Origin of the sequence: Cohnella sp. 56 (assembly GCF_037963805.1) — a bacterium.
GTDB lineage: Bacteria > Bacillota > Bacilli > Paenibacillales > Paenibacillaceae > Cohnella.
Map to the genome: position 1 here is coordinate 229,586 of NZ_JAZDQE010000010.1, position 25,437 is coordinate 255,022.

Genomic DNA, 25,437 nt, shown 5'->3' on the forward strand with positions numbered 1-25,437 from the left:
TTGAGCAAACATAAGGGGGAAGCGAAGCATGCGCGCAAGACGAATACAAGCGGCCGCCCTCATGGCCGTCCTGCTCGCCGGCGGCGTAGCCGCGTTGTCCGGCTCCTTCGCCCCGGAAAAAAAGGAACGGCAGACGGCCCATGCCGCGGAAGCGGACGGCATCGCGGACGTCCGGACATCCGGCGAGGCGGCGAGAGCGCCGGCGGCGACGCTCGCGTCGAATGGGGCAGCGCAGGTGGACGGTATGGATCTGGTAGCGGAAAACGGGCGTCTGGGCTTGTATCTGAATCGGAGCACGGCCGAGATCGCGGTCCGGGATGCGCAGAACGGGCAGGTATGGTTCTCCAATCCGCAGCACCGGGATGCCGATACGATCGCTTCTTCGTACGAGAAGGATGCCTTGGCCTCGCAAGTATCTCTGACGTATCTGGACGTGAAAAACACGCGGGTGACACTGTTGTCGTATACGGACAGCGTCAGCAAAAAGCAGTTCGAGGTTTTTTCCATTCCGGGCGGCATCCGGGTCGAGTATACGTTCGGAGACAACTCCAAAGGGATCGACGCACTGCCCAAGCTCATCAGCAAGGAGCGGATGCGCACGCTTGTCACCGACAAGCTGACCGAGTCCGAGGCCAAGTACCTGCTGCGCCAGTATCCGCTCAATGACCAAGGCATTCACGAGCGCTTCGATCTGTCGCTCAGCAAGGGACTCGTGCTGGATCGGGTCGTGAAGGACTTCCAGGAGGCGGGCTACACCGAGGAGGATCTGCGGCAGGACAACGAAGAGAACCAAGTGACGGAGCAGACGGCTAACGCCAGGCCGTCGTTCATGATTCCGGTCGAATACCGGCTGGACGGCAATCAGCTCGTCGCAACGATCGTCGGCCAGGATGTGAAGGAGTCGGCGGGCAACAAGCTGACCCGTCTGGAGCTGCTGCGGTTCATGGGTGCGGCCGGCCCTTCGGACGAAGGATATATGCTGATTCCCGACGGCTCAGGCAGTCTGATTCATCTGAACAACGGCAAGACGAAGGACGATGCATACGTCCAGCGGCTGTACGGTGCGGACCTGACCAACAGCGACCGCAACCGGCCGCAGATCAGCGAGACGGCCAGATTGCCGGTATTCGGCATCAAGAGCGGCGAGCGCGCGCTGGTCGGCATCATTGAAGAAGGCGATGCGATGGCCAGCATCCAAGCCGATGTCGGCGGCAAGCTGAACAGCTACAACTACATCTACGGCAGTTTCCTGCTCAGGAGCGAGGACAGCGTACTGATGCCCGGGACCGGTTCGCGGCTCAATACGGTCCAACTCGTGCAGGCAACGCGGTACAAGGGTAATATGAGTGTCCGTTACGGGTTTCTATACGACGGAGAAGCCAGTCTCGGCGGCATGGCCGATATGTATCGGGCGCGGCTGCTCGGCGGGGAGCAGCCGACGGACGCGAAGCGCAGCGGCGCGAACGGAGCGCTGCCCTTTTTCCTGGATGTCGCGGGAGACATTCCGATTCGGAAGTCTGTGCTGGGCATTCCTTACGCATCCATGGAACCGCTCACGACCTTCAGGCAAGCCGGGGCGATGGTGTCGCAGCTGAACGACAAGCAAGTCGGGAATGTGAATCTGCGATATCTGGGCTGGTTCAACAAAGGCGTGAACCACAAGGTCCCGACGCACCTGTCCGTAGACGGCGCGATCGGCGGTGCAGCGGGTTTGAAGTCTCTTGCCGACAGCGTGGTCCAGGCGGGTGGCCGGCTCTATCCGGATGTGGCATTCCAGAAAGTATATCAGGACGGGGGCGCGTTCTCTCCCGCCAAGGATGCGGCCCGCTTCGTCACCAAGGACCCCGCGAAGCGTTACCCGTACGACCTGGCAAGGATGCGGCAGACCGCCGACAAGAAGCCGTATTACCTGCTGTCGCCTTCCCGGCTGGCTCCATATGCGGAGAGCTTCGCAAAAGCGTATGAAAGGCTGGGCATTCCGGGGCTGTCGCTGCGCGATCTGGGGGACGATCTGCACTCCGACTACCGGGACGGACGCACCTACGACCGGCAAGCAGCCGAAGCGGAAGTCGTCAAGCAGATTGCCGCGCTCAGCCGGACGGCGCCCGACCTGCTGGTCGCGGGCGGTAACGCCTATGCGCTCCCCTATGCGGCGCAGATCGTCGACGCACCGCTCGGCAGCAGCGGCTTCAATCTGGCAGACGAGACCGTACCGTTCTATCAGATGGTGCTGCACGGCTATGTCGATTATGCCGGTGAAGCGATGAACCTCGGTGATGAGCAAGATCCCGAGCTGCAGCTGCTCAAGCTGGTGGAATACGGAGCCAGTCCGCATTTTCTGCTGACAGACGCGCCGTCCTCGAAGACGAAGTACACCGCGTTTGACGATTGGTATTCGATTGGCTTCCAGGACTGGGCCGATACGGCCGCCGAGCTGTACGCCCGGGTTGCGCAAGCGCTGCAAAGCGTTCGCGGCGCGCGCATGTCAAGCTATGAGAAGCTGCAGGAGGGCGTGTACAAGACCGGTTACGACAACGGGCGCACGATCGTCGTCAACTATACCGATGCGGCTTATCGGGCGGACGGCATCGTCGTCCCGGCCAAAAGCTTCCTGGTCGGAGAGGGGGAAGGCTCATGAACAGGCCGCTGCTGACACTGGCAAGACGACGCGCTGCGCTGGGCTGGATATTTATTCTGCCTTGGGTGCTCGGCTTTCTGTTCTTGTTCGCCATTCCGCTTGCCAAGTCGCTTCGCTTCAGCTTCAGCAAGCTGACGGTCGTCGCAACCGGCTATCACCTCGATTATGTCGGCTGGCGCAATTATTTGGATGCGCTGTACGTGGACGCGAACTTCAACCGGATTCTGACGGAGTCGGTCGTCAACATGATCGTGAACGTGCCGCTGATCCTGTTCTTCAGCCTGTTCTCGGCTGTGCTGGTCAATCAGAAATTCCGCGGCAGGGCGATGGTTCGCGCCATGCTGTTCCTGCCCGTCATTCTGGCGTCGGGAGCGATAGCGGCCGCCGAGCTGTCCGGTCTTTTGGCGCAAGCCGGCAATACCGGGATGGCCCAGGACGGAGACAAGACGATCGGTGCCGCTGCGATGCTGGCGAGCTACAGGCTGGAGGATATTCTGCTTCAGTCGGGCATGCCGGAGTCGTTTATCGATTATATCACCGGGGCGGTCAGCCGCATCTACGACATTATCAGCAAGTCCGGCGTGCAAATTCTGATCTTCCTGGCGGCGCTGCAGTCCATTCCTTTATCCATGTACGAGGTGGCAAAGATGGAGGGCGCCACCGCCTACGAGACATTCTGGAAGGTGACGCTGCCGATGGTCAGTCCGCTGATTCTCACCAATGTCATCTATACGATTATCGATTCCTTTTCGGACAGCAAGGTGACGACCGCCATCACCTCGACCGCGTTCGCCTCGCTCAACTTCGGGTTAAGCTCCGCCATGTCATGGCTGTATACGGGCATGATTGCAGTCATCCTGCTTGCCATCGGCATCATCACTTCGCGGCGGGTATTCTATCACAATTGAATCGGCGGCAAAGGAGGGGAACCCGTGGACAAATCGGCCTATCTACTCGACTACAAGCTGAAATCGATCCGCTGGAGGAACAAGGGAGTGCAGTGGGCCTGGAAGCTGTTCCGCGCCATCCTGCTGGCGGGAATATGCTTTGTCATTCTGTATCCCATCCTGCTCAAAATCGCGGTCTCGATCAAATCGCAGACCGATCTGTACGATCCGACGATTATTCTCATCCCGCGCCACTTCACTTGGGACAACGTCCGTGCGGCCGTACATGTCATGAACTATGGGGTGACGCTGCGCAACACGCTGATCGTTAGCGGGCTGACGATGCTGCTGCAGACGATCTCCTGCGCGCTCGCCGGCTACGGCTTTGCCCGATTCGAGTTCCGGGGGCGCAGCGTGTTATTCGCGCTAGTCATTCTGACCATTCTCGTGCCGACACAGACGATGATCGTGCCGATGTACTTGCAATTCCGGCACTTTGACGTCTTCGGGCTTATCGGGCTGTTGACGGGCAAAGACGGCATCAGCCTCATCAATACATTCTGGCCGAGCGCGATCACCGCGCTGACGGCGAACGGCCTGAAGTCGGGCTTGTACATCTATATTTTCCGGCAGTTTTTCCGCGGGGTTCCGAAGGAGATCGAAGAGGCTTCGCTGATCGACGGTGCCGGAGGCTTCCGCACGTTTTTTGCCATCATGCTGCCCAACGCCATTCCGCCGATCGTCACCGTGATGCTTTTCTCGTTCGTCTGGCAGTGGAACGATACGTTTTACAGCTCGATGTTCATGGGGCAGATCGATCTGATCTCCAACAAGGTGACGACGCTCGCGTCCGGCATCGGCACTTACCTGGCAGGCATTTACGGCGTCAATGACACCAGCTATCGGCCTGACCCGAACTACGTGTCCATGATCGTCGATACCGGTGTGCTCGTCTCGATCGCGCCGTTGATCTTGCTCTACCTGTTCGTCCAGCGCTTCTTCGTCGAGAGCGTGGAGCGGACGGGCGTAGTCGGTTAAGCGGCGGGCGGCATCTGCTGCCCGCATCCCCCCGCAAAGGAGGTGAGGCTGTCCATTAAATCCGAACAGGAAGCGGCTACATACTGGACAATGAGGAGGAAGGAACGGAAATGAAAAAAGGATTGATCTTTTTGGTCATCGCATTATGGATCTCGCTGTTGCCGGATATGAGCAGCCGCGCGGCGGCAGCCCCGGTAACGTACGAAGCGGAGGATGCGGCTCTGAACGGCGTCAGCGTCTCGAGTGCGGGAAGCGGATTCTCCGGGAGCGGTTATGTGACGGGCTTCGACGATCCGAGCGATTCCGTCGCGTTTACCGTGAGCGTACCGTCCAGGCAGTTGTATACGCTTACCGTTCGATACCGCTCCCCGTTCTCGAACAAGAATACCGCTTTGTCCGTGAACGGACAATCCGCCGGCGAGCTCGTGCTGGCGCAGAGCGCCGACTTTGTAGATATGGCCGGCGGCAAAATCCTGTTGAACGCGGGTACGAACCAAATCACGCTGAGCAATGACTGGGGGTATTACGACATCGACTGCATCCGATTGGAACAATCGCCGGCGCCGGCGCCGCATGTGATCGACCGCGTCCCTGTCAATCCGGGCGCTTCGCCGGCCGTACGCTCGCTGCTGAATTACTTGGCGGATCAATACGGGACGCATATCCTGTCCGGCCAAGCGGATATGACCGGCGTCGACTGGCTGCAGACCAACATCGGCAAGCTGCCGGCGATCGCAGGCTTCGACCTGATGGATTACTCGCCGTCGCGAGTCGCCCGCGGCGCCACGTCCAACCAGATCGATCAGGCGCTCGCATGGGATCAGCAGGGCGGGATCGTGACGGTGTACTGGCATTGGAACGCGCCGTCCGGTCTGATCGACCAGCCCGGCAAGGAATGGTGGAGGGGCTTTTACACCGATGCTTCGACGTTCGATGTCGCCTATGCGATGAGCCACCCGTCGTCACAGGAATATCAGGACATCGTGCGCGATATCGATGCGATCGCCGTTCAACTGCAGAGGCTGAAGGACGCGAACGTGCCGGTGCTGTTCCGGCCGCTCCACGAGGCCGACGGCGGCTGGTTCTGGTGGGGGGCCAAGGGAGCCGGTCCTGCCAAGCAGCTGTATCAGCTGCTGTACGATCGGCTGACCAACTACCACCAATTGAACAATTTGATCTGGGTCTGGAATTCGGGCAACCCGGATTGGTATCCTGGCGATGCCTCCGTGGACATCGTCTCGGCGGACGTCTACTCTGCGGCCGGAGACTACAACCCGCTCAGCAGCGTTTACGACAGCATCAATACGCTGGGTCAGAACCGCAAGCTCGTCGCGCTCGCCGAGAACGGACCGATTCCGGACCCGGATCTGCTGCCGGTCTATCATGCCGACTGGAGCTGGTTCATGACCTGGCCCGGCGACTTCCTGACCGACGGCGTGCAGAACAGCCATGACCATCTCGTTCACGTGTTCAACAGTCCATATGTCATCACGAAGGACGAACTGCCTAACATCAAGACCTATACGAGCGTCAAAAGCAACAATGGCTATCCGCTGTTCAAGATCGTGAACCGCAACAGCGGAAAAGCGATAAGCGTGCCGGGCGTCGATCCGAATCCGGGTGCGAACGTGGCGCAATGGAGCTATGCGGGCAACCCGGATCAGTGGTGGAGTCTGGAGCCGACGGGCGACGGCTACTTCGTCGTTCGGGCGAACCATAGTCAGCTGGTGCTCGACGTGCTTAACTTCGGTACCAACGACGGTGCCAACGTGATCCAGTACAACGACAACCATACGGCCAATCAGCAGTGGCGGCTCATCTCGCTGGGCGACGGCTACTACAATCTGGAGAACCGCAACAGCGGCAAGATGCTTGATGTCGCGGGAGGCAGCACCGATGACAACGGCAATATCCAGCAATGGTCGGCGAACGGGGCGACCGCCCAGCAGTTCCGGCTGGAGCCGGTCGGCAACTTCAAGCTGATCAACGTCAACAGCGGCAAGGCGCTGGACGTGAACGGCGCGTCACTGGCCGACGGGGGCAATATTCAACAATGGGAAGACAACGGCTGCCTCTGTCAACGCTGGCGCTTCGATACGCTGGCGAACGGCTACTTCCGAATCGCCAACGAGAACAGCGGGAAGGCGGTCGACGTAGCGGGCCTGGTCGATGCCAACGGCACGAATATCCGGCAATGGAGCTATCTGGACAATCCGGGCCAGCATTGGCGACTGGAGTTCGCAGCCGACGGCTCCGTATCGCTGCGGCCAGAGCTGAACGGCAGCCGGACGATCGATGTGGAGGGCTTTTCGACGGCGAACGGAGCCAATGTCTCGCTGTACGACGCGAACAATACGTCCAATCAGCAGTGGCGGCTCACGCCTTGACCTTCGCAAATTGCAGGCTGCAAGGCTGAATACTTGATCGGAAAACCGAAGGGGATGAGCGGCGGCGAACATGGCCGTCTCCCTTCGGTTTTTCCGTTACAGCAGATGATTCCGGTATTCGCCGGGTGTGATGCCGGTTACTTTTTTGAAGGCGCGGTTCAGCGATACGGTCTCCTGATAGCCGACCAGGCTGGCCACCTGGTAGATTTTCAGCTCGGCGTCGGCCAGCAGCTTTTTGGCGGCTTCGATCCGGGTTTCCGTCAGATAGTCCACGAAGTTTTTGCCCGTACTCGACTTGAACAGCTCGCTGAAATAATTCGGATTCAAATATACGAGATCGGCCAGCGTTTTGAGCGTGAGGTCCATAAAGTAGTTTTTGGCAATATGGGCTTTGGCGATCTCGATGGCGCGATTTTTGTCCGATTTGCCTTCCAGGCCGCCAAGCAGGCGATCGAAGCGATCGAGCAGGTATGCCTTGGTCTCTTCGTAAGAATCGGAGTCCTGGATGCGCGACAGCGTCTCTGCATCCGGTTCCCCATCGACAAGCGCCTGCATCAGTCGGCTGAGCGAATGCTTCAGCTTGTCCGGCGTCAGCTTCAAGGCTTCCAGCTGGGCCAGCCTCTCCTCGAACTCCGTGCGGGCTTTGGCCGCGTTGCCCACTTTAACAAGATTGACCAATGATTGAAGCTTGGGGGACCGGAGCGGATCGGTATCGGTATCGGTGTCGGCCCGTTCAAACGCGGGCGTGTAGCAGATGATGGGCTCGTCCTTCCAGTAATACTTTTGGGAGAGCGAGACAGACGCTTCTTGGAAGGCTTGCCGGAATTGCTCGAAGTTCCCGTAGACGCGGCTCAGTCCGAAGGTTGCGGGGCTCAGCTCGCCGTTGCTGACGCCCTTGTAGAGCTTGACGATGCACAGCTGGAGCAAAGAAGAGGCGCTGATGGCGCTGCCCAGCACAAGAAACAGCACCTCGCGCGCATTCAGCACATGGCTGGTGACGAGGCAGTTGATCTCCTCCTGGAAGCTGGCCTCCAGCAGTGTCTGTATGCTGCGGACATCCGTCTCGTCCCCGTCCGCTTGCTCGGCGGAGACGAGAATCATCAAGTACTGATCGATGCGCAGGGCCAGCAGGTCGTTCATGAACGGCAGCATCAGACGCGGATTCGCGTCCGGCTTCGACAGATGCTGAAGCAGGTATTCTTCCTTCAGAAAGGATAAATGGCGAATGAGCTGCTGATGGGTGAGGAGGGCCTGCTCCTTTTCCTTCTCGAGCCGTATCGCCTCCTCCATCTCCGCCAGCAGCGCGCCCAGCTTGAGCGGATCGATCGGCTTAAGCAAATAATCCACGGCCCCGGTTCGCAGCGACTCCCGCACATAATCGAATTCGTTGAAGCCGCTGAGCACGATGATTTTGACGGACGGCAGGATGTCCTTGAGCCGGCGGATCAATTCGATTCCGTCCACGGCGGGCATTTTAATATCGGTAATTACCAGATCGACGCCCAGGTCCGGGATCTCCTCGAGCGCGATGCGGCCGTTGCTGGCTTCGCCGACGATCGCATAGCCGGGATCCAGCGCAGAGACGATCTCCCGCAGCCCGCGCCGTACGATCTTGTCGTCTTCCGCGATGTAAATGTTCATTTGTTGCTTCCTCCGTTCGGGTAATCGGACGGGCGCTCGCGCCTGCTTGCCGCGTTTACAAAGGACGGGTTATCTTCTAGTATCAGAAATATCCGTCCGTGGGGGAGATGCCGATGCTGAAGCTGTTCAACAATGTCCCGCTGTTCCGCAAGCTGATGTTCGTGTTCGGGTTCGTTTTTGCGCTGACCGTCTTGATGTCTTTCGTTAATTATAGGAACTATTACGATGACAAACAACAAATGACTCTAAATGTGCTGAGCCAAAGCAATGTACAGGCCGGCAACAAAATTGACGAGTATCTGACGGATATTAGCGGCTTGCTCAAGCTTCCTTATGTATTGAACCGCAACGACAGCTCCTTCATGGAGCTGCTGGCCGAATACAATCGGACCAATACGCTCGATTATCAGCTCAAGGTCGCGTTCAACGATATTTACAGCAACGTGTACGAGCTCAAGCGAAGCGTCGAATCGGAGTTTATTTTTAATATCAACGGGGCCAACGACTCGGCTTTTTACGACGACAGCAACATCGAGGCGGGCTATAATCCGAGCGGCGAAGCCTGGTTCGTTCAAGCGATCCAAAGCGGGGGCAAGCCTGTCGTGATCGGCGCGAGGGTACTGTCGACGCTCGGCAACGGCCAGCCGGTATATACCTTTTCCGTGGCGCGGGCAATCGTGGACTATCTGCAGCCTGCGACGCTCGGGGTCATGCGGATCAATACGAATGTCAACGAGCTGGACAAGTATTTGCGTCCGACGATCCTCACGCCTTCTCAGCGGATCCAACTGATCGACGCGGACGGCATGACCGTGTACGACAACCAGAAGCAGAATATGATGAAGCCGGCGCCGGACGATATGAAGGCAGTCATCCATTCGGGGCGGGACATCTCCCGCAGCAACGGTTGGATCGTGAGCAGGCACCATTTGCCTTTCTCTGGCTGGACGCTCGTCAGCATGGTTCCGGAGAAGGAATTGTACAAGGATTTGAACCGGACAACGCGATTTGTGTTGATCGTGACCGGCGCCGTGCTGCTGGCCACCACCTTTTTGCTCCTGCTGCTCACTGTCAACATCATGGCCCCGATCCGCAGGCTGATGACCCACATGAAGCGTATGGAGCTCGGCGACTTCAGCCAGGGGACGCTGGAGGATCGCAAGGACGAGTTCGGCGTCCTCTCCAACAACTTCAGCAAGATGGCGAAGCAGATCAAGAAGCTGATCGATGAAGTATACCTGGAGAAGCTGACGCAAAAAGAGCTTGAGCTGCAAATGCTGCAATATCAGATCAACCCTCATTTTCTGTACAACACGCTGGAGTCGATTCAGATGATGGCGATCATCAACAAAGACAGAGAGACGGCCGAGATGGTACAGGCGCTAGGCAAAATCCTGCGGTACAGCATCAGCTCGAAGGGAGACTATGTGAAGCTCGGCGAAGAAGTGGAGTTGCTCGGAGACTACATCAAACTTCAGCAGCAGCGGTTTGAAGATCTGTATCGGATACAGCTGGATATCCCGGACGAGCTTGCGGACGCTGTCGTGCCCAGGCTAATGCTGCAGCCCCTGGTCGAGAATGCGATCTATCATGGTCTTCGGAACAAGGAAGAGGGCGGCAGGGTGGACATCCGCGGACGCAGAGAAGGCCATGATATCATTCTTGAGGTGCAAGATAACGGCACGGGCATGGAGGAGGAGGAGCTGCGGCGGCTTCGACAATATATCGAGGACGACAGCGAGGAAAGTCACAGCATCGGACTTAAAAATGTAAACAAACGAATCCGGCTGTATTACGGAGATGAGTTCGGCATCCGGATCGACAGCGTGGCCGGCACAGCAACCACGATGAGCATCCGGCTCCCCTATTTGCTCCGCGATTAATTCGAGGCATATCGCACAATCAAGCGAATGATCTGAATTCAGGTTAAGAAAGACGAAGGTAAGCCATGTTGCCCAAATAAAGGACAGGTTACGATAAGAACGTCAGATCAAGCATGCGCACAAGCAACGAACCAAAATCATCGGTTGGGGGAAAAACAATGCGTAAAACAGCATCCACGATTGCGGCACTCACTCTGCTCGGAGGGCTCTTGGCAGCCTGCAGCAACGACAAAAACAATGCGAGCGGATCTCCGTCCGCAAGCGAGGCATCCGATCCATCGTCAGCCGCATCCGCGTCGAATAGCGAACCGAAGCTGAGCGGCAAGATCGTATTCGCGACGAACCGCACGGACAAAGCGGACTCGACCATCCGGGATCTGGCCGACGAATTCGAAAAGCTCCACCCCGGCACATCGGTCGAGATCGAAGGCATCACGGACGGCAATACGCTCAAGACCCGCGCGGCCGCCAACGAACTGCCCGACGTCGGCATCCCGATCCCGGATCTCCCGCTCGAGAAAATGCCGGACTACTATCTGCCGCAGGACGATCTGGGCTTCAGCGCGGATACGATCTCGTTCTACGACTATAACAAAGTAGACGGGAAAGTATACGGCATCCCGATCTCCGCAGGTTATCAAGGCATCGTGTACAACAAGAAGGCATTTGCGGAAGCCGGCATCACGACGGCGCCGAAGACGCTCGACGAGATGCTCGCGGACAGCGAGAAGCTCAAGGAGAAGGGGATCATCGCACTCGCGACGTCGTACAAGGATGGCTGGCCTGTCGGCTACTACACCGCGACGCTGCCTATGGAGATGGCCGGCGACCCTGACTGGTACGGCAAGCTTGCGGATTCCGATACGCTGTACAACGAGGACAACTACTCGATCGCGGTACTCGATTTCCTGACCCAGATGAACGACAAGGGATATCTGGAGCCCGATCTGATGTCCGCCAACTGGGAAAATCAGAAGCGCCTGCATGCGCAAGGCAAGCTGGCAATGGCGTATCTGGGCACCTGGTACCCGTCGCAGCTGGCGGATAACGGCGCCAACATCGAGGATATCGGCATGTTCCCGTTCCCGGGCATCAAGACGATATCGGGCGGTCCGGACGGGTCGCTGTTCATCAGCAAAAACACGGAAAATCCGGATCTGGCGAAAGCGTTCGTCAAATATTGCATCGAGAACGGCCGCTTCGCGATCGCCACGGGCTCGATTCCTTCGGACAAGAACGCGCAGCCGCCCGCCTATGTGACCGAACTGCTCTCCTCCGGACTGCCGGTCATCACGTCGTCGCCGACCTCCTCCAAGATTCAGGACATCATTAACAAAGGCAACATCAACATGACAGGCAATCTGCAAGAATACATCGTCTCCAAAAAAGACAAGCAAGCCGGTCTGATCGCGAAGTGGAACAAGCAGTTCCAGGACGCCAAGAAATAATAGGCTGGACAGGAGAAGCGGGGGCGCCGTGCCCGATGGCGCCCCCGCTTTTTGTTCTTCCGGCGCCCAAGAAGGAGAACCGACACATGAACAAAGCCTTGCAGCTTAAAAAACGGGGATCCATGAAACGCGAAAACACCGAAAGAGTCGTTCTCGGCACGTTGTTTCTTTTCGTTCCTCTGGCCTTTTTGATCGTGTTCAGCTATTATCCCGCCGTGCGGCTGTTCCAGCTGAGCTTCAGCGACTGGGACGGACTGTCGAACAACTTCCATTATGTCGGCTTCGACAATTACAAGTCGGTGGCCCGTGACGAGACGGTCATGCACGCGTTTCGCAATACACTGGCATATGTCGCCATGATGTTCGTTCAGCTTGCCATCGCACTTTATGTTGCAGTGGTGCTCGACAGCAAGATCAGAGCCAAAAACTTTTTTCGATCGGTCATCGCGCTTCCCTTCATTTTGAACGGCGCAGCCGTCGTATACCTGTTCACGCTCCTGTACGACTACCAGGCGAGTCCAATCAACTTTTTGCTGCAGAAAATCGGACTCGATCCGATCCACTTCCTTCCGAACAGCTATGCGCTGAATTTGTCTCTTGCGTTTATGGGATTGTGGAAAGGACTGGGGCTCGGCGTCATCATCTTCCTTGGTTCGCTCCAATCGATCCCCCGGGATCTGTACGAAGCGGCGGAAATCGACGGCGCCAGCTACTTTCAGGCCATTCGCTACATCTCCATTCCGAATATTACGCGAATCATCGAGCTCCAGCTGTTTCTCGGCATTACGGGATCGCTGCAGGCTTACGGAGAATCGCTTATTACTTTTCCGACCGGCGGGCCGGGAGGCATCGCCGATACGTTGATGACCCGGACGCTCAGCATTGCTTTTAAATATTCGCAGTTTGGCCGCGCAGCCGCGATGGGCGTCATGCTGATGATTCTCATTTTGCTGGTCGTCGGCGTTCAGCGCATGCTGCTTCGCAGAAATGAGGCATCCGAATGAAATCCGCCAACAAGAGCTTCGGCTTGAGGGAAAATGCCGCCGTCAAAGTATTGAATTACACGGTATTGATTTTGTTGACGATTATGGTGCTGTTTCCGCTTTATTTTGCCTTCGTCATTTCGTTCAAGACCAACCAGGAATACTTGAACACGAGTCCGATCAGCCTGCCGCACAATTTCCTCAACTTCGACAATTACCTGTTCCTGTTCAAAAATGCGAATCTTCCCCGCGCGTTCGGCAATACGATGCTGTTCGTCGTCACTTCGGTGGTGGGGAGCGTGCTGATGGGCTCCATGGTCGCCTTTGCGCTGGCCCGTCTGAACCTTAAGTACAGCAAGTACATCATGCTGCTGTTCATCATTCCGATGTTCATTCCGGGCCTGACGACCCAGGTGTCCGTATTCAACATCATCAGCAGCATGCATCTGTACAATACGATCTATGCGGGTATCGTGCTCTATCTTGCCGCGGATATCGTACAGATCTATCTGTTCACCCAATTTATCGAAAAGGTGCCGCGCGAGCTGGACGAGAGCGCCAGGATGGAAGGGGCGAGCTACTTCCGCGTCTACTGGAACATTATCGTTCCGCAGCTCGTTCCGGCTTTTGCGACCGTCGCCATCCTGCGGGTAGTTGGCATCTACAACGATTTGCTCACGCCGTACCTGTACATGCCGAAGTCGTCGCTTAAGACGGTTACGACCGCGCTGATGAGCTTTGCGACCGACCGGGGCACGCAGTGGAACATGATGACCGCCGGCATCGTGACGATTATGATCCCGACGATACTGCTGTATTTGTTCCTGCAGCGGTTCATCATTGCCGGCTTGACGGACGGCGCCGTCAAATAAATCAATAACGACGAAGGAGCCAGTTCATGATGTTCAGCATTTCGCTTGACGGAGCCTGGGGGCTTGAGAACGGACGGAGCGGCGAACGTTACCGGGCATCCGTGCCGGGCTTCGTGCAGAAGGATCTGATGGAGGCCGGCTTGCTGCCTAACTTGTACGACACTTTGCTCGAATCCAAGATTGAATGGGTCGAGCACGACGATTGGATATACAGCCGCAAGTTCCGCCTGTCTGAGGAGGCGCTCGGCAGCGAGGCGCTGGAGCTGGTATTGGAAGGCGTGGATACCTATGCGGAGCTTGAACTGAACGGCGTGGCGCTCGGACGGACGGATAATATGTTCCTGACGTACCGCTTCGATATCAAAGCGGCGGCGCAGGCGGACAATGAGCTGGTCGTCCGCATCCAGTCGCCGACGGCGACCCTGCAGGGCAAGGAGCGCGAATTCGGAGACAAGCTCACGCTCTGGAACGGCATTCCGGCTCGCCTGTTCGGCCGCAAAGCGCAATACGGCTACGGCTGGGACTGGGGCGCCAGGCTGGTCACCGTGGGCATCCACAAAGCGGTCCGCGTGGAGGGCCACGCTTCGATCCGCGCGTTCCAGCCGGCTTACGAGATCAGTCACCTGTCGGATGAGCTGGCGCTGCTGAACGTCAGCGTAGCGGTAGACGCCAAGCTGGCCGCTTCGACGGCGGCGAACTTCACCTTTCGCTTGTACGATGGCGGACAGCTATGCGCGCAGACGCAGCAGCCGCTGACGCTGAAGTCCGGGGAGCATCGCTATTGTGCCGGATTGAGCGTCGAGCGTCCGAAGCGCTGGTATCCGATCGGGCATGGCGATCCGCATCTGTATCGGCTGGAGGTTGTCGTCGAGGCAGGCGGAGCGTCCGTCTCCGCCGAATGCCCGGCGGGCCTGCGCGAGGTGAACATCTCCATGCCTTACGACGAGCAGGGGCGCAAGTTTATTATCGAAGTGAACGGCATTCCCGTACTGTGCAAGGGCGTCAACTGGATTCCGCTGACCCTGTTCCCGGGATTGGACACCGCCGAGGATTACCGGCGCGAGCTTGAAGCGATTGCGGACGCCAATATGAATATGGTTCGGATCTGGGGCGGCGGCAATTACGAGAATCACGATTTCTTCGACCTATGCGACAGGATGGGCATCCTCGTCTGGCAGGACTTTATGTTTGCTTGCGGCGATTATCCGGACGACGAGGCTTTCTGCGAGCTGGTACGGCGCGAGGCCGACTTTATCGTCGCCGAATACGGCGCTCATCCGAGCATCGCGCTGTGGTGCGGCAACAACGAGAATCAAGTGTTCGTGGAGCGCAGCCGGGAAAAGCGCAAGCAGGGGTACGGCGAAAAGCTTTACTTTGAGGTGCTGGACGACGTCTGTGCGAAGGACAAGCTGCGTCCTTACTGGCCGTCAAGCCCGTATTGTCTCACGTTCAACAGCACAAAGCTGGAAGGGGATTACGGAGACCAGCACTATTGGGGCGTATGGGGCGGCGTCGTTCCTTACGAGCAATACTTAAGCGTCAACGGCCGGTTCCTGTCCGAATTCGGCATGCAATCGTATCCGTCCATGCGAATTATGGACAAGGTGGATGCGGCATCGAGCCTGCGGGGCAAGCGGTTCGACGCGATGCAGAAGTCGCCGAACGGCATTCAGCGCCTGCTGTATTACACTTCCGGCGACTACTACATGCCTGCGGACAAGGCCGGCTTCGTCTATGTCAACCAGCTGATGCAGGCGAACGCGCTTCGGCTGGGCGTCGAGCACTGGGTGACGAGGATGCCGGATACTTCCGGCGCGCTCGTGTGGCAGTGGAGCGACCTGTGGCCCTCGATCAGCTGGTCGATCGTCGATTATGACAAGGTACGCAAGCCTTCCTACTATTATATGAAGCGGAGCTTCCAGTCGCCGGGCGCGCTTCTGAAGCGGCCGCCCGGCGCGGCGGAGTCCGAGCTCTACCTGGTCCATGACCGGGGGGATTTCCAGGGGCGGGCAGTCGTTGAGGTTTACGATATCGCGACGGAAGCCGTTGTGGATGCCGCGGCGTATGCGGCCGAAGGAAAGGGACACCGCTCGACGCGGATCGGCGGCTTTAAGACGGATGTCTTGAATCCTTCGCGTCATGTGCTGTTCGTCAGTCTGTACGATCATTCCGGCTCACGGCTGGCACGCAGCAGCTATCTCGTCGGCAAGCCGCATGAGCTTGCGCTGCGCCCGGCCCGCCTCGTCGTGAAGGAAGCGCGCGGCGAGAACGGCGAACGCCGCTACTCGCTGACCAGCGACGTTTTTGCCAAGGACGTCTGTCTGCCCAATGTGCCCGGCACGATATCGGACAACTACTTCGACCTGCGGGCTGGCGAGACCGCGGAGATTGTCGTTCATGGACCGATGCCTGCGGACTTCCTTGCCGCGCCGATCTGTTTGAACAATATCGGCACCATCGACTACGTTTAAGGAAGGTGCTTGACCTATGGCTTGGCTGGACTATGTAAATCCGCTGCAAGGCACAGCGTCCTACATGAACTACTCCAACGGCAACTGCCTGCCGTTGACCGCAAGGCCGTTCGGCATGGCAGCATGGAGTCCGCAGACGAACGAGGCGGGAGGGGGCTGGTTCTTCCACCCGTCTCACCGCTTGTTCGAGGGCATGCGGCTCACGCATCAGCCGAGTCCCTGGATGGGCGACTACGGTCATCTGACGCTGCTGCCGCAATCCGGCGCGCCGTTTCCGTCGGCGGCCACCCGCGGCTCCTCATTCCGTCCGGACGACATGGTCGTCAGACCTGATTATTTCCGGATCAAGCTGCTCCGCTATCAGACCGAGCTCGAGCTGACCCCGACCGTCCGCTGCGCTGCGCTCCGCCTTCGCTACCATCGGCCGGAGGAGACGAGCCGTCTCGTGCTGGCGCCGTTCGACGGGGAGTCATCCGTTCGCATCGTGCCGGCGGAGAGAAGGGTAACCGGCTATACGCGGGCCAACAGCCATGGCGCTCCGGCTTCATTCGCGCTGTACTACACGCTTGAATTCGACTGCGATGTGGACGCGGTGCAATCCGGCGTATTCGATCGGTCTTATGAACCGACCGCCGAATGGAGCGGGGAGGGCGATCGCGTAGGCGCCTCCATCGTGCTTGCACGGCCCGAATCGGGCGTCGTAAACGTCCGCATCGGCACCTCCTTCATCAGTCTGGAGCAGGCAGAACGCAACCTGCGGACGGAGATCGGGGAGCGGTCGTTCGATGAGGTCCGTGCGGAGGCGGCGGAAGTCTGGGAGCGCACGCTCGGCAGGATCGAGGCGGAGGACGAGGACCGGGGCAAGCTGGAGACCTTTTATACTTGCCTGTACCGGACGAGCTTGTTCCCGCGGGTATGGTACGAATATGACGAGTCCGGCGAGATGAAGCATTACAGTCCTTACGACGGGAGCGTTCACGACGGTCCGATGTATTCGGACAACGGCTATTGGGACACGTACCGGACGGAATACCCGCTGCTGTCGATTCTGGCTCCGACGGTGCTGGGCGAGATTTTGCAAGGCTGGGTGAACGTATACAAGGAAGGCGGCTGGATGCCGAAGTGGGCATCTCCTGGCGAGCGCAGCATCATGCCCGGCACGCTGATCGATGCGGTGTTCGGCGACGCCGCCGTCAAAAATATCGGGGGCTTCGATCTGGAGACCGCATACGAAGGGCTGCGCAAGCATGCGATGCAGGAGGCGGATACGCCGGCGCTCGGGCGCAGGGGACTGTCCGATTACTTGCGGTACGGCTTTTTGCCGAGCGACCGTTACCATGAGAGCGTCAACAACACGCTGGATTATATGTACGGAGACTTCTGCATCGCGCAGATCGCCGCGAAGCTGGGCAAGCGGGAAGACAGCGAGCTTCTGACGGCACGCTCGCGCGGCTATGTCAAGCTATTCGATCCGCAGACCGGGTTCATGCGGGGGCGATTGGCGGAGGGCGGCTGGAGGGAGCCGTTCGACCCGATTGCCTGGGGCGGCGACTATTGCGAGGGCGGGCCGTGGCAGTGCAGCTGGGCCGTTCAGCACGATGTCCGTGGGCTGGCGGCGCTCGCCGGGGGCAGCGGCGCCTTCAAGCAGCGGCTGGACGCGCTGTTCCGAATGGCGCCGGACTTCAAGATCGGCGCCTATCCGGTCGAGATTCACGAGATGACCGAGATGGCCGCAATCGACTTCGGCCAGTTCGCGCTCTGCAATCAACCCAGCTTCCACATTCCTTATTTGTATACGGCGATCGGTTATCCGGCGGGCGCGCAATATTGGGTTCGCCGGGCGATGGAGGAGCTGTTCAGCGCCGGTCCGGACGGCTTCCCGGGAGACGAGGACAACGGCAGCATGAGCGCCTGGTACGTGTTCGGCGCGCTTGGCATATACCCGCTGTGTCCGGGCGTACCGGAATATGTCATCGGCAGTCCGCTGTTCGCACGCGTGTGCATCCATCTGGAGAACGGCAAGAAGATTCGGATCGAGGCGGCGGACAACGGCTTGGACAACAAGTACGTCCGCAGCACCAGGCTGAACGGAGAGCTGCATCCCCATTTGTACTTCACGCACGAGGAGCTGGCGGCCGGAGCCGAGATTCGGTTCGAGATGTGCGATGCGCCGTCCGAGGAGCCGTACCCGGCGTCGGCGCTGCCTTATTCGCTGTCCGCCGCCGGCGGGGAAGGCGAGCGCATATGATGAAGCTGCTTCACAACGAGGCCGGCGCCGACAGTCCGCTTCCTTACCTGCTGGCGCTGCCCGACGGCTATGAGACGCCGCCGCCGGGCGGTTGGCCGCTCGTCTTTTTTCTCCACGGCGCGGGGGAGAGGGGCGCTGATCTGGACAAGCTGAGCGTCCACGGATTGCCCAGGGAGCTGGCGGCCGGCCGCTCGTTCCCGTTTGTCGCGGCGGCGCCCCAATGCCCGGAGGAATCCGACTGGTATTGGCATTTGAGCGATGCGGCCGAACTGCTGGACGTCCTGTGCGGACGACTTTGCGTCGACAGATCGCGCATCTATCTGACCGGCATCAGCATGGGAGGTTTCGGTGCCTGGGAGCTGGCGCTGCAGCTGCCCGAACGGTTCGCGGCGCTCGCGCCCTTTTGCGGCGGCGGCATGGCCTGGCGGGCCTGGCGCCTGTCGCATTTGCCGATCTGGGCATTTCATGGCGCGCTCGACGATGTGGTGCCGCCATATCTGACCGAGCATCTCGTGGAAGCGGTGCGCGGCAGCGGCAACGCGGCGATGCTGACCCTGCTGCCGGACGCCGGACACGATTGCTGGACGGAGCCGTTCGCCGGCGATGAGTTGTATCACTGGCTGCTGGCGCAAGCCAGGCCGCATCCGGATTCGGAAGGAGCTTAAGAGCGGCTTATGAGAGAGATTGATATAGATGTCGGAGCGAAGTCCGAGTCCTACGCGCCTTTGTGGAAAAAAATGATAACTGCCGGACGCGCCGCCGAAGGTCTTCGCGACGATTGGCGGCGGCAGCTGGCGGAGGTTCAGCGGGAGATCGGATTCGAATATATTCGGTTTCATGGCTTGTTCCACGACGATATGTTCATTTACAACGAACGTTCCGACGGCACCGTGTTTTACAATTGGCAGTATCTGGACAGCCTGTTCGACTATTTGCGCTCGATCGGCCTGAAGCCATTCGTCGAGCTGGGCTTCATGCCCTCGGCGCTCGCTTCGGGCACCACGACGATGTTCTGGTGGAAGGCCAACGTGACACCGCCGAAGGACTACGGGAAATGGACCGATCTCGTATCGGAGACGGTGAAGCATTGCGTGAACCGGTATGGCCGCGAGGAAGTGGCTGCATGGTACTTCGAAGTATGGAACGAACCGGATTACGAAGGCTTCTGGTCGGGCGACCAGGCGGAGTACTTCAAGCTGTATGAAGCAAGCGTGCGGGGAGTCAAGGCAATCGACCCGCGCTTCAAGGTGGGCGGCCCGTCCACAACGCAATTCAAGCAGGGGCAGGCACCTTGGGTGGAGGCATTTTTGGCCTATTGCGCGTCTCGGGAACTTCCGGTGGATTTTATTACGAACCACCCTTATCCGAACGATCTGATCACCGATCTGGAGGGGCATACGCCGCTCACCTATCGGGGCGAAGAGAGCACGGCCGATGACTTGCGATGGCTGAGAGCGGCCGTCGCCCGTTCCGCATATCCGCAGGCCGAGATTCATCCGACGGAATGGAACACTTCATTTTTCTCGCGCGATCTGGTGCATGATACTGCCTTTATGGCGCCTTACGTGATCCAGAACAACGTGAAGAGCATCGGAACCGCCGATTCGCTCGGCTTCTGGACATTTACGGATGTGTTCGAGGAGATGGGCGCCGGAGAGACCTTGTTCCACGGTGGCTTCGGCATGATGACGCTGCAGGGTCTCAAGAAGCCTTCCTATTACGGGTATTGGTTCCTCGCGCGGCTCGGTTCCGAGCGGCTGGCTTCCGGGGACGGCTTTTTCGCGGCGAGAAAAGGCGACCGCGTCCAAGTGCTTTTGTGGAACTACGCGCATTACGGCGAAGCGTTCGCCGCAGGGAACGCATCCGCCCTGAAGCCGCTCGACCGATATTCCATTTTTGATGGACAGACGCAGCGAATCGTTCTCTCGCTGTCCGGTGCGAGAGGCAAGCACCGTATTCTAACCTACCGCTTCGGCCGGGAGCACGGCTCCGCATACGACGAGTGGCTGGCTAACGGAGCGCTGTCCGATCCGACGGCAGAGGAGCTGTCGATCCTCGAATGCCGGACGGGACCGCAGGGAAGCATCGACACTGCGGATATGACGGAGAGCTGGCAGCGGGAGCTGTCGCTCGCGCCGCATGATGTCGTTCTGCTCGAATTCATTCCGGAGATGTAATTATAGACAATCAGCATTTGGAGGGGATTGGCCGTGACAACCATTGAAGACCAAGCAGTCGTCCTGTTTCAAGGGGATAGCATCACCGATTGGGGGCGGAACTACAGCGACTTCGGCAGCCTCGGGAACGGCTACCCGTTGCTTGTAGCGGCGGAGTTCGGCAGACAATATCCGGAAAAGCAGGTCACTTTCCTCAATCGGGGCATCGGCGGCAACCGTGTCGTCGATCTGGAACGGAGATGGCAGGAGGACTGTCTGGATTTGAAACCGGACTGGGTGTCGATCTATATCGGCATCAACGACACCTGGCGGCGGTACGACAGCGGCGACACGACTTCCGTAGAGGCGTTTTACGAACGGTACCGCAAGCTGATCGTACGTACGCGCGACGAGCTGGACGCGCGGCTTGTGCTGGTCGAGCCGTTCGTGCTGCCGGTTCCCGGCGATCGAAAAAGCTGGCGCGAGGATCTCGACCCGAAGATTCAAGCTGTCCGCGAGCTGGCGCGCGAATTTTCCGCCGCATACGTGCCGCTGGACGGGCTGTTCGCGGCAGCCAGCTCCCGCGTCGATCCGGCCTACTGGGCGGGAGACGGCGTCCATCCCTCGCCGGCCGGCCATGCGCTGATCGCAAAAGCTTGGCTCGATGCGGTATCGAAGTAAACGCGGGACAGAGATCGAGAGACTGGCTCAATCGAGGGGAGATGCAGCTTGATGCTCAAGCAATGGATTGCAAGCACGGAACAATGTCGCTGGGACGATCGAACAACGGCGGCCGCAGCTTCTGAGGCCCCGGCAACGCTGACAGTCACGGAGACTGAATTCCAAACCGTGGAGGGCTTCGGCGGCTGCTTCAACGAGCTTGGCTACCTCGCGCTGCAGGCGTTGGGCGAGGAGGAGCGCGCAGGCGTCATTCGGCGGCTGTTCGACCCCGCAGGCGAATGCCGTCTCAATATCTGCCGTTTGCCGATCGGGGCCAGCGACTATGCTGCCGAGTGGTACAGCCTGAATGAGACGGACGGCGATTTGGCCATGACACATTTCTCGATCGAACGCGACCGGCAATTGCTGATACCCTATATCAAGGAAGCACTGCGATGGAACCCGAACCTCACGCTGTTCGCTTCGCCTTGGAGCCCTCCGACCTGGATGAAGTTCCCGAAGGCGTACAATCACGGCACGATTCGCTGGGAGCCGGACATACTGCGGGCGTACGCGCTCTACTTCGTCAAGTTCGTGCAGGCCTATGCTGCGGAGGGCATCCGTATTCATCAGGTGCATGTCCAGAACGAGCCGGTGTCGGACCAGAAATTCCCTTCGTGCGTCTGGACCGGCGAGCAGCTGCGCGATTTTATCCGAGATTATCTCGGTCCGGCCTTCCGCGAGCACGCTGTCGACACGGAGATTTGGCTGGGCACGATCAACGGCCCGGACCCTTGGCAGAACAAAAATTCGGACTACGATGTCTATGCCAACGTCGTCCTGAGCGATGCGGAAGCTCGCCAGTACGTAAGCGGGGTCGGCTATCAGTGGGCCGGCAAGTACGCGATCCAGCGGACGGTCGAGAGCTATCCGGAGCTGCGATACATGCAGACGGAAAACGAATGCGGCGACGGCAACAACTCGTGGGAGTACGCCCATCACGTATTCCGGTTGTACAAGCACTATTTTTCCAACGGCGTGAACAGCTATGTCTATTGGAATATGGTATTGGAACCGCGGGGCAGAAGCACCTGGGGCTGGGAGCAGAATGCCATGATTACGGCGAACTCCTCGTCGGGTACGACAGCGAATAATCCGGAATACGAAGTCATGCGCCACTTTTCCCGATTCGTTCGGGCCGGCGCCAAGCGAGTGGGGCTGAAGGGGCCTTGGGCGGGCAACGCCGTGGCGTTTCGCCATCACGATGGGGAGACGATCGTCGTAATGGCGAATCCGTTTCCCGATCAGCGCGAGCTGGTGCTGAGAGTCGGCGAATCGCACGTTCGCTGCATCCTCCCCGCGCAATCCTTCCATACGATGATCTTGCAGGCGGGACGCGCATCCGTGCATTAAGTCTTGCGCAGTCCGCTCCAGGACGACTGACGAATCTCCTTGGCGGTTCGTCCGGTCGTCTTTTTGATCATGCGGGCAAAATGATGCGAAGTTTTAAAGCCGCATCTTGAAGCGATCTCCGAGATCGTCAGGCCGGTAGTGGCCAACAGCTCGATCGCGCGTTCGATCCGGTAGCGCCACAAGTAATGAATCGGTGTCGTTTGTTCGTGCTGCTTGAACAGCCGCAGCAGATGCTCGGACGACAAACCCGCACAGGCCGCCAGATCGGAGAGCGATATCTCCTCGGCGTAATGCTCCCGAATCCAGGCTACGGCCAGGTGGACGGAAGGATGCTTCTCCCGCTGCTCGCTCATACGCATCGATTCGGTCGGGTACAGATGCAGCGCGGCCAAGCCGAGACTGCGAACGACCGGCATGTCGCCGGGCAAATAGGATTGCAGGTTGAGCAGCAGGTCTGTCAGGCGGTTCATCTCTTCGGTCAGGGGCAGCACCTCCGGCAGCCGGTACAGGGCATCCCTGGTGTGCGCTTCGAGCGGGTCCAGATGAACGGCGATCCAACGGTGCCAGGACTCCTCGGTTCTCGAGAAGGCAAATGATTCTTCGTGCCCAGGCTTGAGCAGTACCGCATGCCCGGGGAGCACATGAAGCGTCCTGCCGTCGATCGCGACATTCATCTGTCCGGTGTATAGCAGCACGAGCTGGATATCCTGCTGTATGCGGGGACCGAATCGTCCTCCCGGCGGGTAGACGATCGAGCCTGCGCTCGCATAGCGCACCTGATCGAAGTGAAACGTAGCGTTGTAATCGGTCATCGTCAGGCACACTCCTCCACTGAAGGCTGCGTTCAGTATATATCGGATTACACCAAATATCAATTATGGGCACATTTATGAAGATTACAGCCATTGTCCGGCAAGCATGCGCAGGGTTATGCTTAACCCGTGCGTATCATCCTGCAAACCGGAAGGAGAAATGAAAATGAATCGGGAAGTCCCGCCTATTCTAAAGCCGCTCAGCGAAGAGCAAATCGCCTTTTTTCGGGAGCGAGGGTATGTGCTGCTAAAGAAGGGCATGAGCGAAGATCTGATCGATGCCTTTAATGGACACGTTTACGATATCCGCAACCAGGACCCGATGCCTGAATGGGCGGCGTGCGACGAAGCCAAAAAGTATTCCGTTCGTCTGTTCAATCCGCACAAGCATGACAGCTTCTCGCGTCAATTGATGAAAAATGCGCTCGTGCGCGGCGCACTGGCGCAGTTGATGGGCAAGGAGGCTGTCTGTGTGCAGAGCATGTATTTTTACAAAGAACCAGGCTCGCCGGGGCAAGCCTCCCATCAGGATTATTACTACATTAAGAACGATCCGATGACGATGATTGCCGCCTGGACCGCGATGGAACAATCCGTGGACGTCGAGAACGGTTGTCTCTGGGTGATGCCGGGCACGCACAAGCTGGGACTGCTGCCGCACGGCGCGGTGAAAAATCTGGAGGAGCACGAATCTTGGACGGAAGAGACCGAGGGCGTGGATACATCCAAGCAAATTCCGGTGGAGATGGAGAAGGGCGACATTCTGTTGTTCAGCGAGCTGCTCATCCATTCCTCGAATAAAAACCGGAGCAAGGATCGCTGGCGCCGCTCCTACGTCTGCCACTATATCCGCGAAGACTCGAACGTGCTGCATCGCGAAGATCTGCGTCAGAAGTATCCGTTGTATTAAGACAAAGCCCGGGCGACGGCCATCGCCCGGGCTTTTAAACTGAAGGAGGCAGCGACGTACATGACGATTCCATCCGCCCCGACGGGGGCAGACAAGCCGAAGCTATATCTGGAGCAAAGCTGGTGGGCAATGAGCGGTCTGGGAACCGGGGAGCGGGAGTGGACGCTCGAGGAGAAGTTCGCGAAGATTGCAGAGGCTGGATACGACGGCATCTGCGGCTTTATTCCGGGCGAGACGGATACGCGGGCATGGCGCAGACTGCTGGACGAATACCGCCTCGGCTTCAGCGGACTTGCCTTTCCGTCCTCGGTCATGGATTTGAAGCGGACCATGGCCGAGGCGAAGCGCTTTGGGAATGTGAATTACCTGAATGCGCAGGTGATGGACGCCTTTGTAGCCGGAGACGACGCGGTTCGGCTGCTGCGGGAGCTGCTTGACACGGCAGAGGAGGCCGGCATCGCACTGCGAATCGAGACGCATCGAGGAACGGTGACCCAGGATTTGCTGCGCACCGTCTCCTATGTGGAGGCGATTCCGGCGCTGCCGCTCACGATCGACCTGTCCCATTATGTCGTCGCCGGAGAGATGAACGGCACCGGCGAAGCGGCGGAAGCCTGCTTCGACCGCCTGCTCGCGCATACGGCGGGCATACACGCCAGAGTATCCGACGGTGAGAAGGTGCAGGTGGACATCGGTTCGGATGGAGCTCATCCGATGCTGCCGCATTTCAGACGGTGGTGGGGCAAGGGAATGCGCGAATGGCGCAGGCGGGCGGCTCCCGGAGCGGTTCTCCCGTTCGTCACCGAGCTCGGCCCTCCGGGCTATTATGCCATCACTCGTCGCTTGCCGGACGGCAGCGACGCTGAGATCTCGAATCGCTGGGAGCAGGCGCTGCTCTTCAAGCGAATTGCGGAGCGGCTGTGGGCGGAGATCGACGCCGAAGGATAAGCAGGTTTTTCGTTAGACATTCGCACCGCTTCCGGGCCGTTC

Annotated in this window: 18 protein-coding genes; 16 read left to right on the forward strand and 2 right to left on the reverse strand. The window is 58.8% G+C overall.

The window, feature by feature from the left end:
- Positions 1–28 precede the first annotated feature (28 nt).
- The 4 genes from VQ071_RS18270 to VQ071_RS18285 all read left to right on the forward strand — a co-directional run bounded on the left by VQ071_RS18270 (position 29) and on the right by VQ071_RS18285 (position 6,950).
- Complete coding sequence (locus tag VQ071_RS18270) at positions 29–2,638, forward strand: DUF5696 domain-containing protein (protein ID WP_340515553.1); 2,610 nt, start codon at positions 29–31, stop codon at positions 2,636–2,638.
- Positions 2,635–3,546, forward strand: coding sequence for a carbohydrate ABC transporter permease (locus VQ071_RS18275; RefSeq protein ID WP_340515554.1), 912 nt, complete (start codon positions 2,635–2,637; stop codon positions 3,544–3,546). The genes VQ071_RS18270 and VQ071_RS18275 overlap by 4 nt, the downstream gene beginning before the upstream one ends.
- 24 nt (positions 3,547–3,570) lie before the next feature.
- Entirely contained in the window at positions 3,571–4,563 is a 993-nt protein-coding gene (locus tag VQ071_RS18280; RefSeq protein ID WP_340515555.1) for a carbohydrate ABC transporter permease, read from the forward strand.
- A gap of 110 nt (positions 4,564–4,673) precedes the next feature.
- Positions 4,674–6,950 carry a glycosyl hydrolase gene (locus VQ071_RS18285; protein WP_340515556.1) on the forward strand — a complete coding sequence of 759 codons (2,277 nt, stop codon included), beginning with the start codon at positions 4,674–4,676 and terminating at the stop codon, positions 6,948–6,950.
- 96 nt (positions 6,951–7,046) lie between these two features.
- Here the strand turns inward: VQ071_RS18285 and VQ071_RS18290 are convergent, their stop codons facing one another.
- Positions 7,047–8,591, reverse strand: a complete 1,545-nt coding sequence (locus VQ071_RS18290; RefSeq protein ID WP_340515558.1) for a response regulator transcription factor — start codon at positions 8,589–8,591, stop codon at positions 7,047–7,049.
- A 113-nt stretch (positions 8,592–8,704) separates the two neighbouring features.
- Here VQ071_RS18290 and VQ071_RS18295 point away from each other — a divergent pair, with 113 nt between their 5' ends.
- The 10 genes from VQ071_RS18295 to VQ071_RS18340 all read left to right on the forward strand — a co-directional run bounded on the left by VQ071_RS18295 (position 8,705) and on the right by VQ071_RS18340 (position 22,725).
- Positions 8,705–10,474 (forward strand): cache domain-containing sensor histidine kinase, encoded by a 1,770-nt coding sequence (locus VQ071_RS18295; protein ID WP_340515559.1) that lies wholly within the window; start codon positions 8,705–8,707, stop codon positions 10,472–10,474.
- A 158-nt stretch (positions 10,475–10,632) separates the two neighbouring features.
- Positions 10,633–11,922 carry an ABC transporter substrate-binding protein gene (locus VQ071_RS18300; protein ID WP_340515561.1) on the forward strand — a complete coding sequence of 430 codons (1,290 nt, stop codon included), beginning with the start codon at positions 10,633–10,635 and terminating at the stop codon, positions 11,920–11,922.
- 86 nt (positions 11,923–12,008) lie between these two features.
- Positions 12,009–12,926 (forward strand): carbohydrate ABC transporter permease, encoded by a 918-nt coding sequence (locus tag VQ071_RS18305; RefSeq protein WP_340515562.1) that lies wholly within the window; start codon positions 12,009–12,011, stop codon positions 12,924–12,926.
- The gene (locus VQ071_RS18310) at positions 12,923–13,777 is read left to right on the forward strand and encodes a carbohydrate ABC transporter permease (RefSeq protein ID WP_340515563.1); all 855 of its coding nucleotides are present in this window, start codon (positions 12,923–12,925) and stop codon (positions 13,775–13,777) included. The genes VQ071_RS18305 and VQ071_RS18310 overlap by 4 nt, the downstream gene beginning before the upstream one ends.
- 26 nt (positions 13,778–13,803) lie before the next feature.
- Positions 13,804–16,248, forward strand: a complete 2,445-nt coding sequence (locus tag VQ071_RS18315) for a beta-mannosidase (protein ID WP_340515564.1) — start codon at positions 13,804–13,806, stop codon at positions 16,246–16,248.
- A 16-nt stretch (positions 16,249–16,264) separates the two neighbouring features.
- The gene (locus tag VQ071_RS18320) at positions 16,265–18,496 is read left to right on the forward strand and encodes a GH92 family glycosyl hydrolase (protein WP_340515565.1); all 2,232 of its coding nucleotides are present in this window, start codon (positions 16,265–16,267) and stop codon (positions 18,494–18,496) included.
- Positions 18,493–19,161, forward strand: a complete 669-nt coding sequence (locus tag VQ071_RS18325) for a carboxylesterase family protein (RefSeq protein ID WP_340515567.1) — start codon at positions 18,493–18,495, stop codon at positions 19,159–19,161. Before VQ071_RS18320 ends, VQ071_RS18325 begins: the two co-directional genes overlap by 4 nt.
- A gap of 9 nt (positions 19,162–19,170) precedes the next feature.
- The gene (locus VQ071_RS18330; protein ID WP_340515568.1) at positions 19,171–20,673 is read left to right on the forward strand and encodes a GH39 family glycosyl hydrolase; all 1,503 of its coding nucleotides are present in this window, start codon (positions 19,171–19,173) and stop codon (positions 20,671–20,673) included.
- A 33-nt stretch (positions 20,674–20,706) separates the two neighbouring features.
- Complete coding sequence (locus VQ071_RS18335; RefSeq protein WP_340515569.1) at positions 20,707–21,333, forward strand: SGNH/GDSL hydrolase family protein; 627 nt, start codon at positions 20,707–20,709, stop codon at positions 21,331–21,333.
- Positions 21,334–21,384: 51 nt separating this feature from the next.
- Positions 21,385–22,725 carry a glycoside hydrolase family 30 protein gene (locus VQ071_RS18340; RefSeq protein ID WP_340515570.1) on the forward strand — a complete coding sequence of 447 codons (1,341 nt, stop codon included), beginning with the start codon at positions 21,385–21,387 and terminating at the stop codon, positions 22,723–22,725.
- Here the strand turns inward: VQ071_RS18340 and VQ071_RS18345 are convergent.
- Entirely contained in the window at positions 22,722–23,537 is an 816-nt protein-coding gene (locus VQ071_RS18345; protein WP_340515571.1) for an AraC family transcriptional regulator, read from the reverse strand. The two genes, VQ071_RS18340 and VQ071_RS18345, sit on opposite strands and share 4 nt — an antisense overlap.
- A gap of 166 nt (positions 23,538–23,703) precedes the next feature.
- Between VQ071_RS18345 and VQ071_RS18350 the strand changes: the two genes are divergently transcribed.
- Both VQ071_RS18350 and VQ071_RS18355 read left to right on the forward strand, forming a co-directional pair.
- Positions 23,704–24,447 carry a phytanoyl-CoA dioxygenase family protein gene (locus tag VQ071_RS18350; protein WP_340515572.1) on the forward strand — a complete coding sequence of 248 codons (744 nt, stop codon included), beginning with the start codon at positions 23,704–23,706 and terminating at the stop codon, positions 24,445–24,447.
- A 60-nt stretch (positions 24,448–24,507) separates the two neighbouring features.
- Positions 24,508–25,395, forward strand: a complete 888-nt coding sequence (locus VQ071_RS18355; RefSeq protein WP_340515573.1) for a sugar phosphate isomerase/epimerase family protein — start codon at positions 24,508–24,510, stop codon at positions 25,393–25,395.
- Positions 25,396–25,437 lie beyond the last annotated feature (42 nt).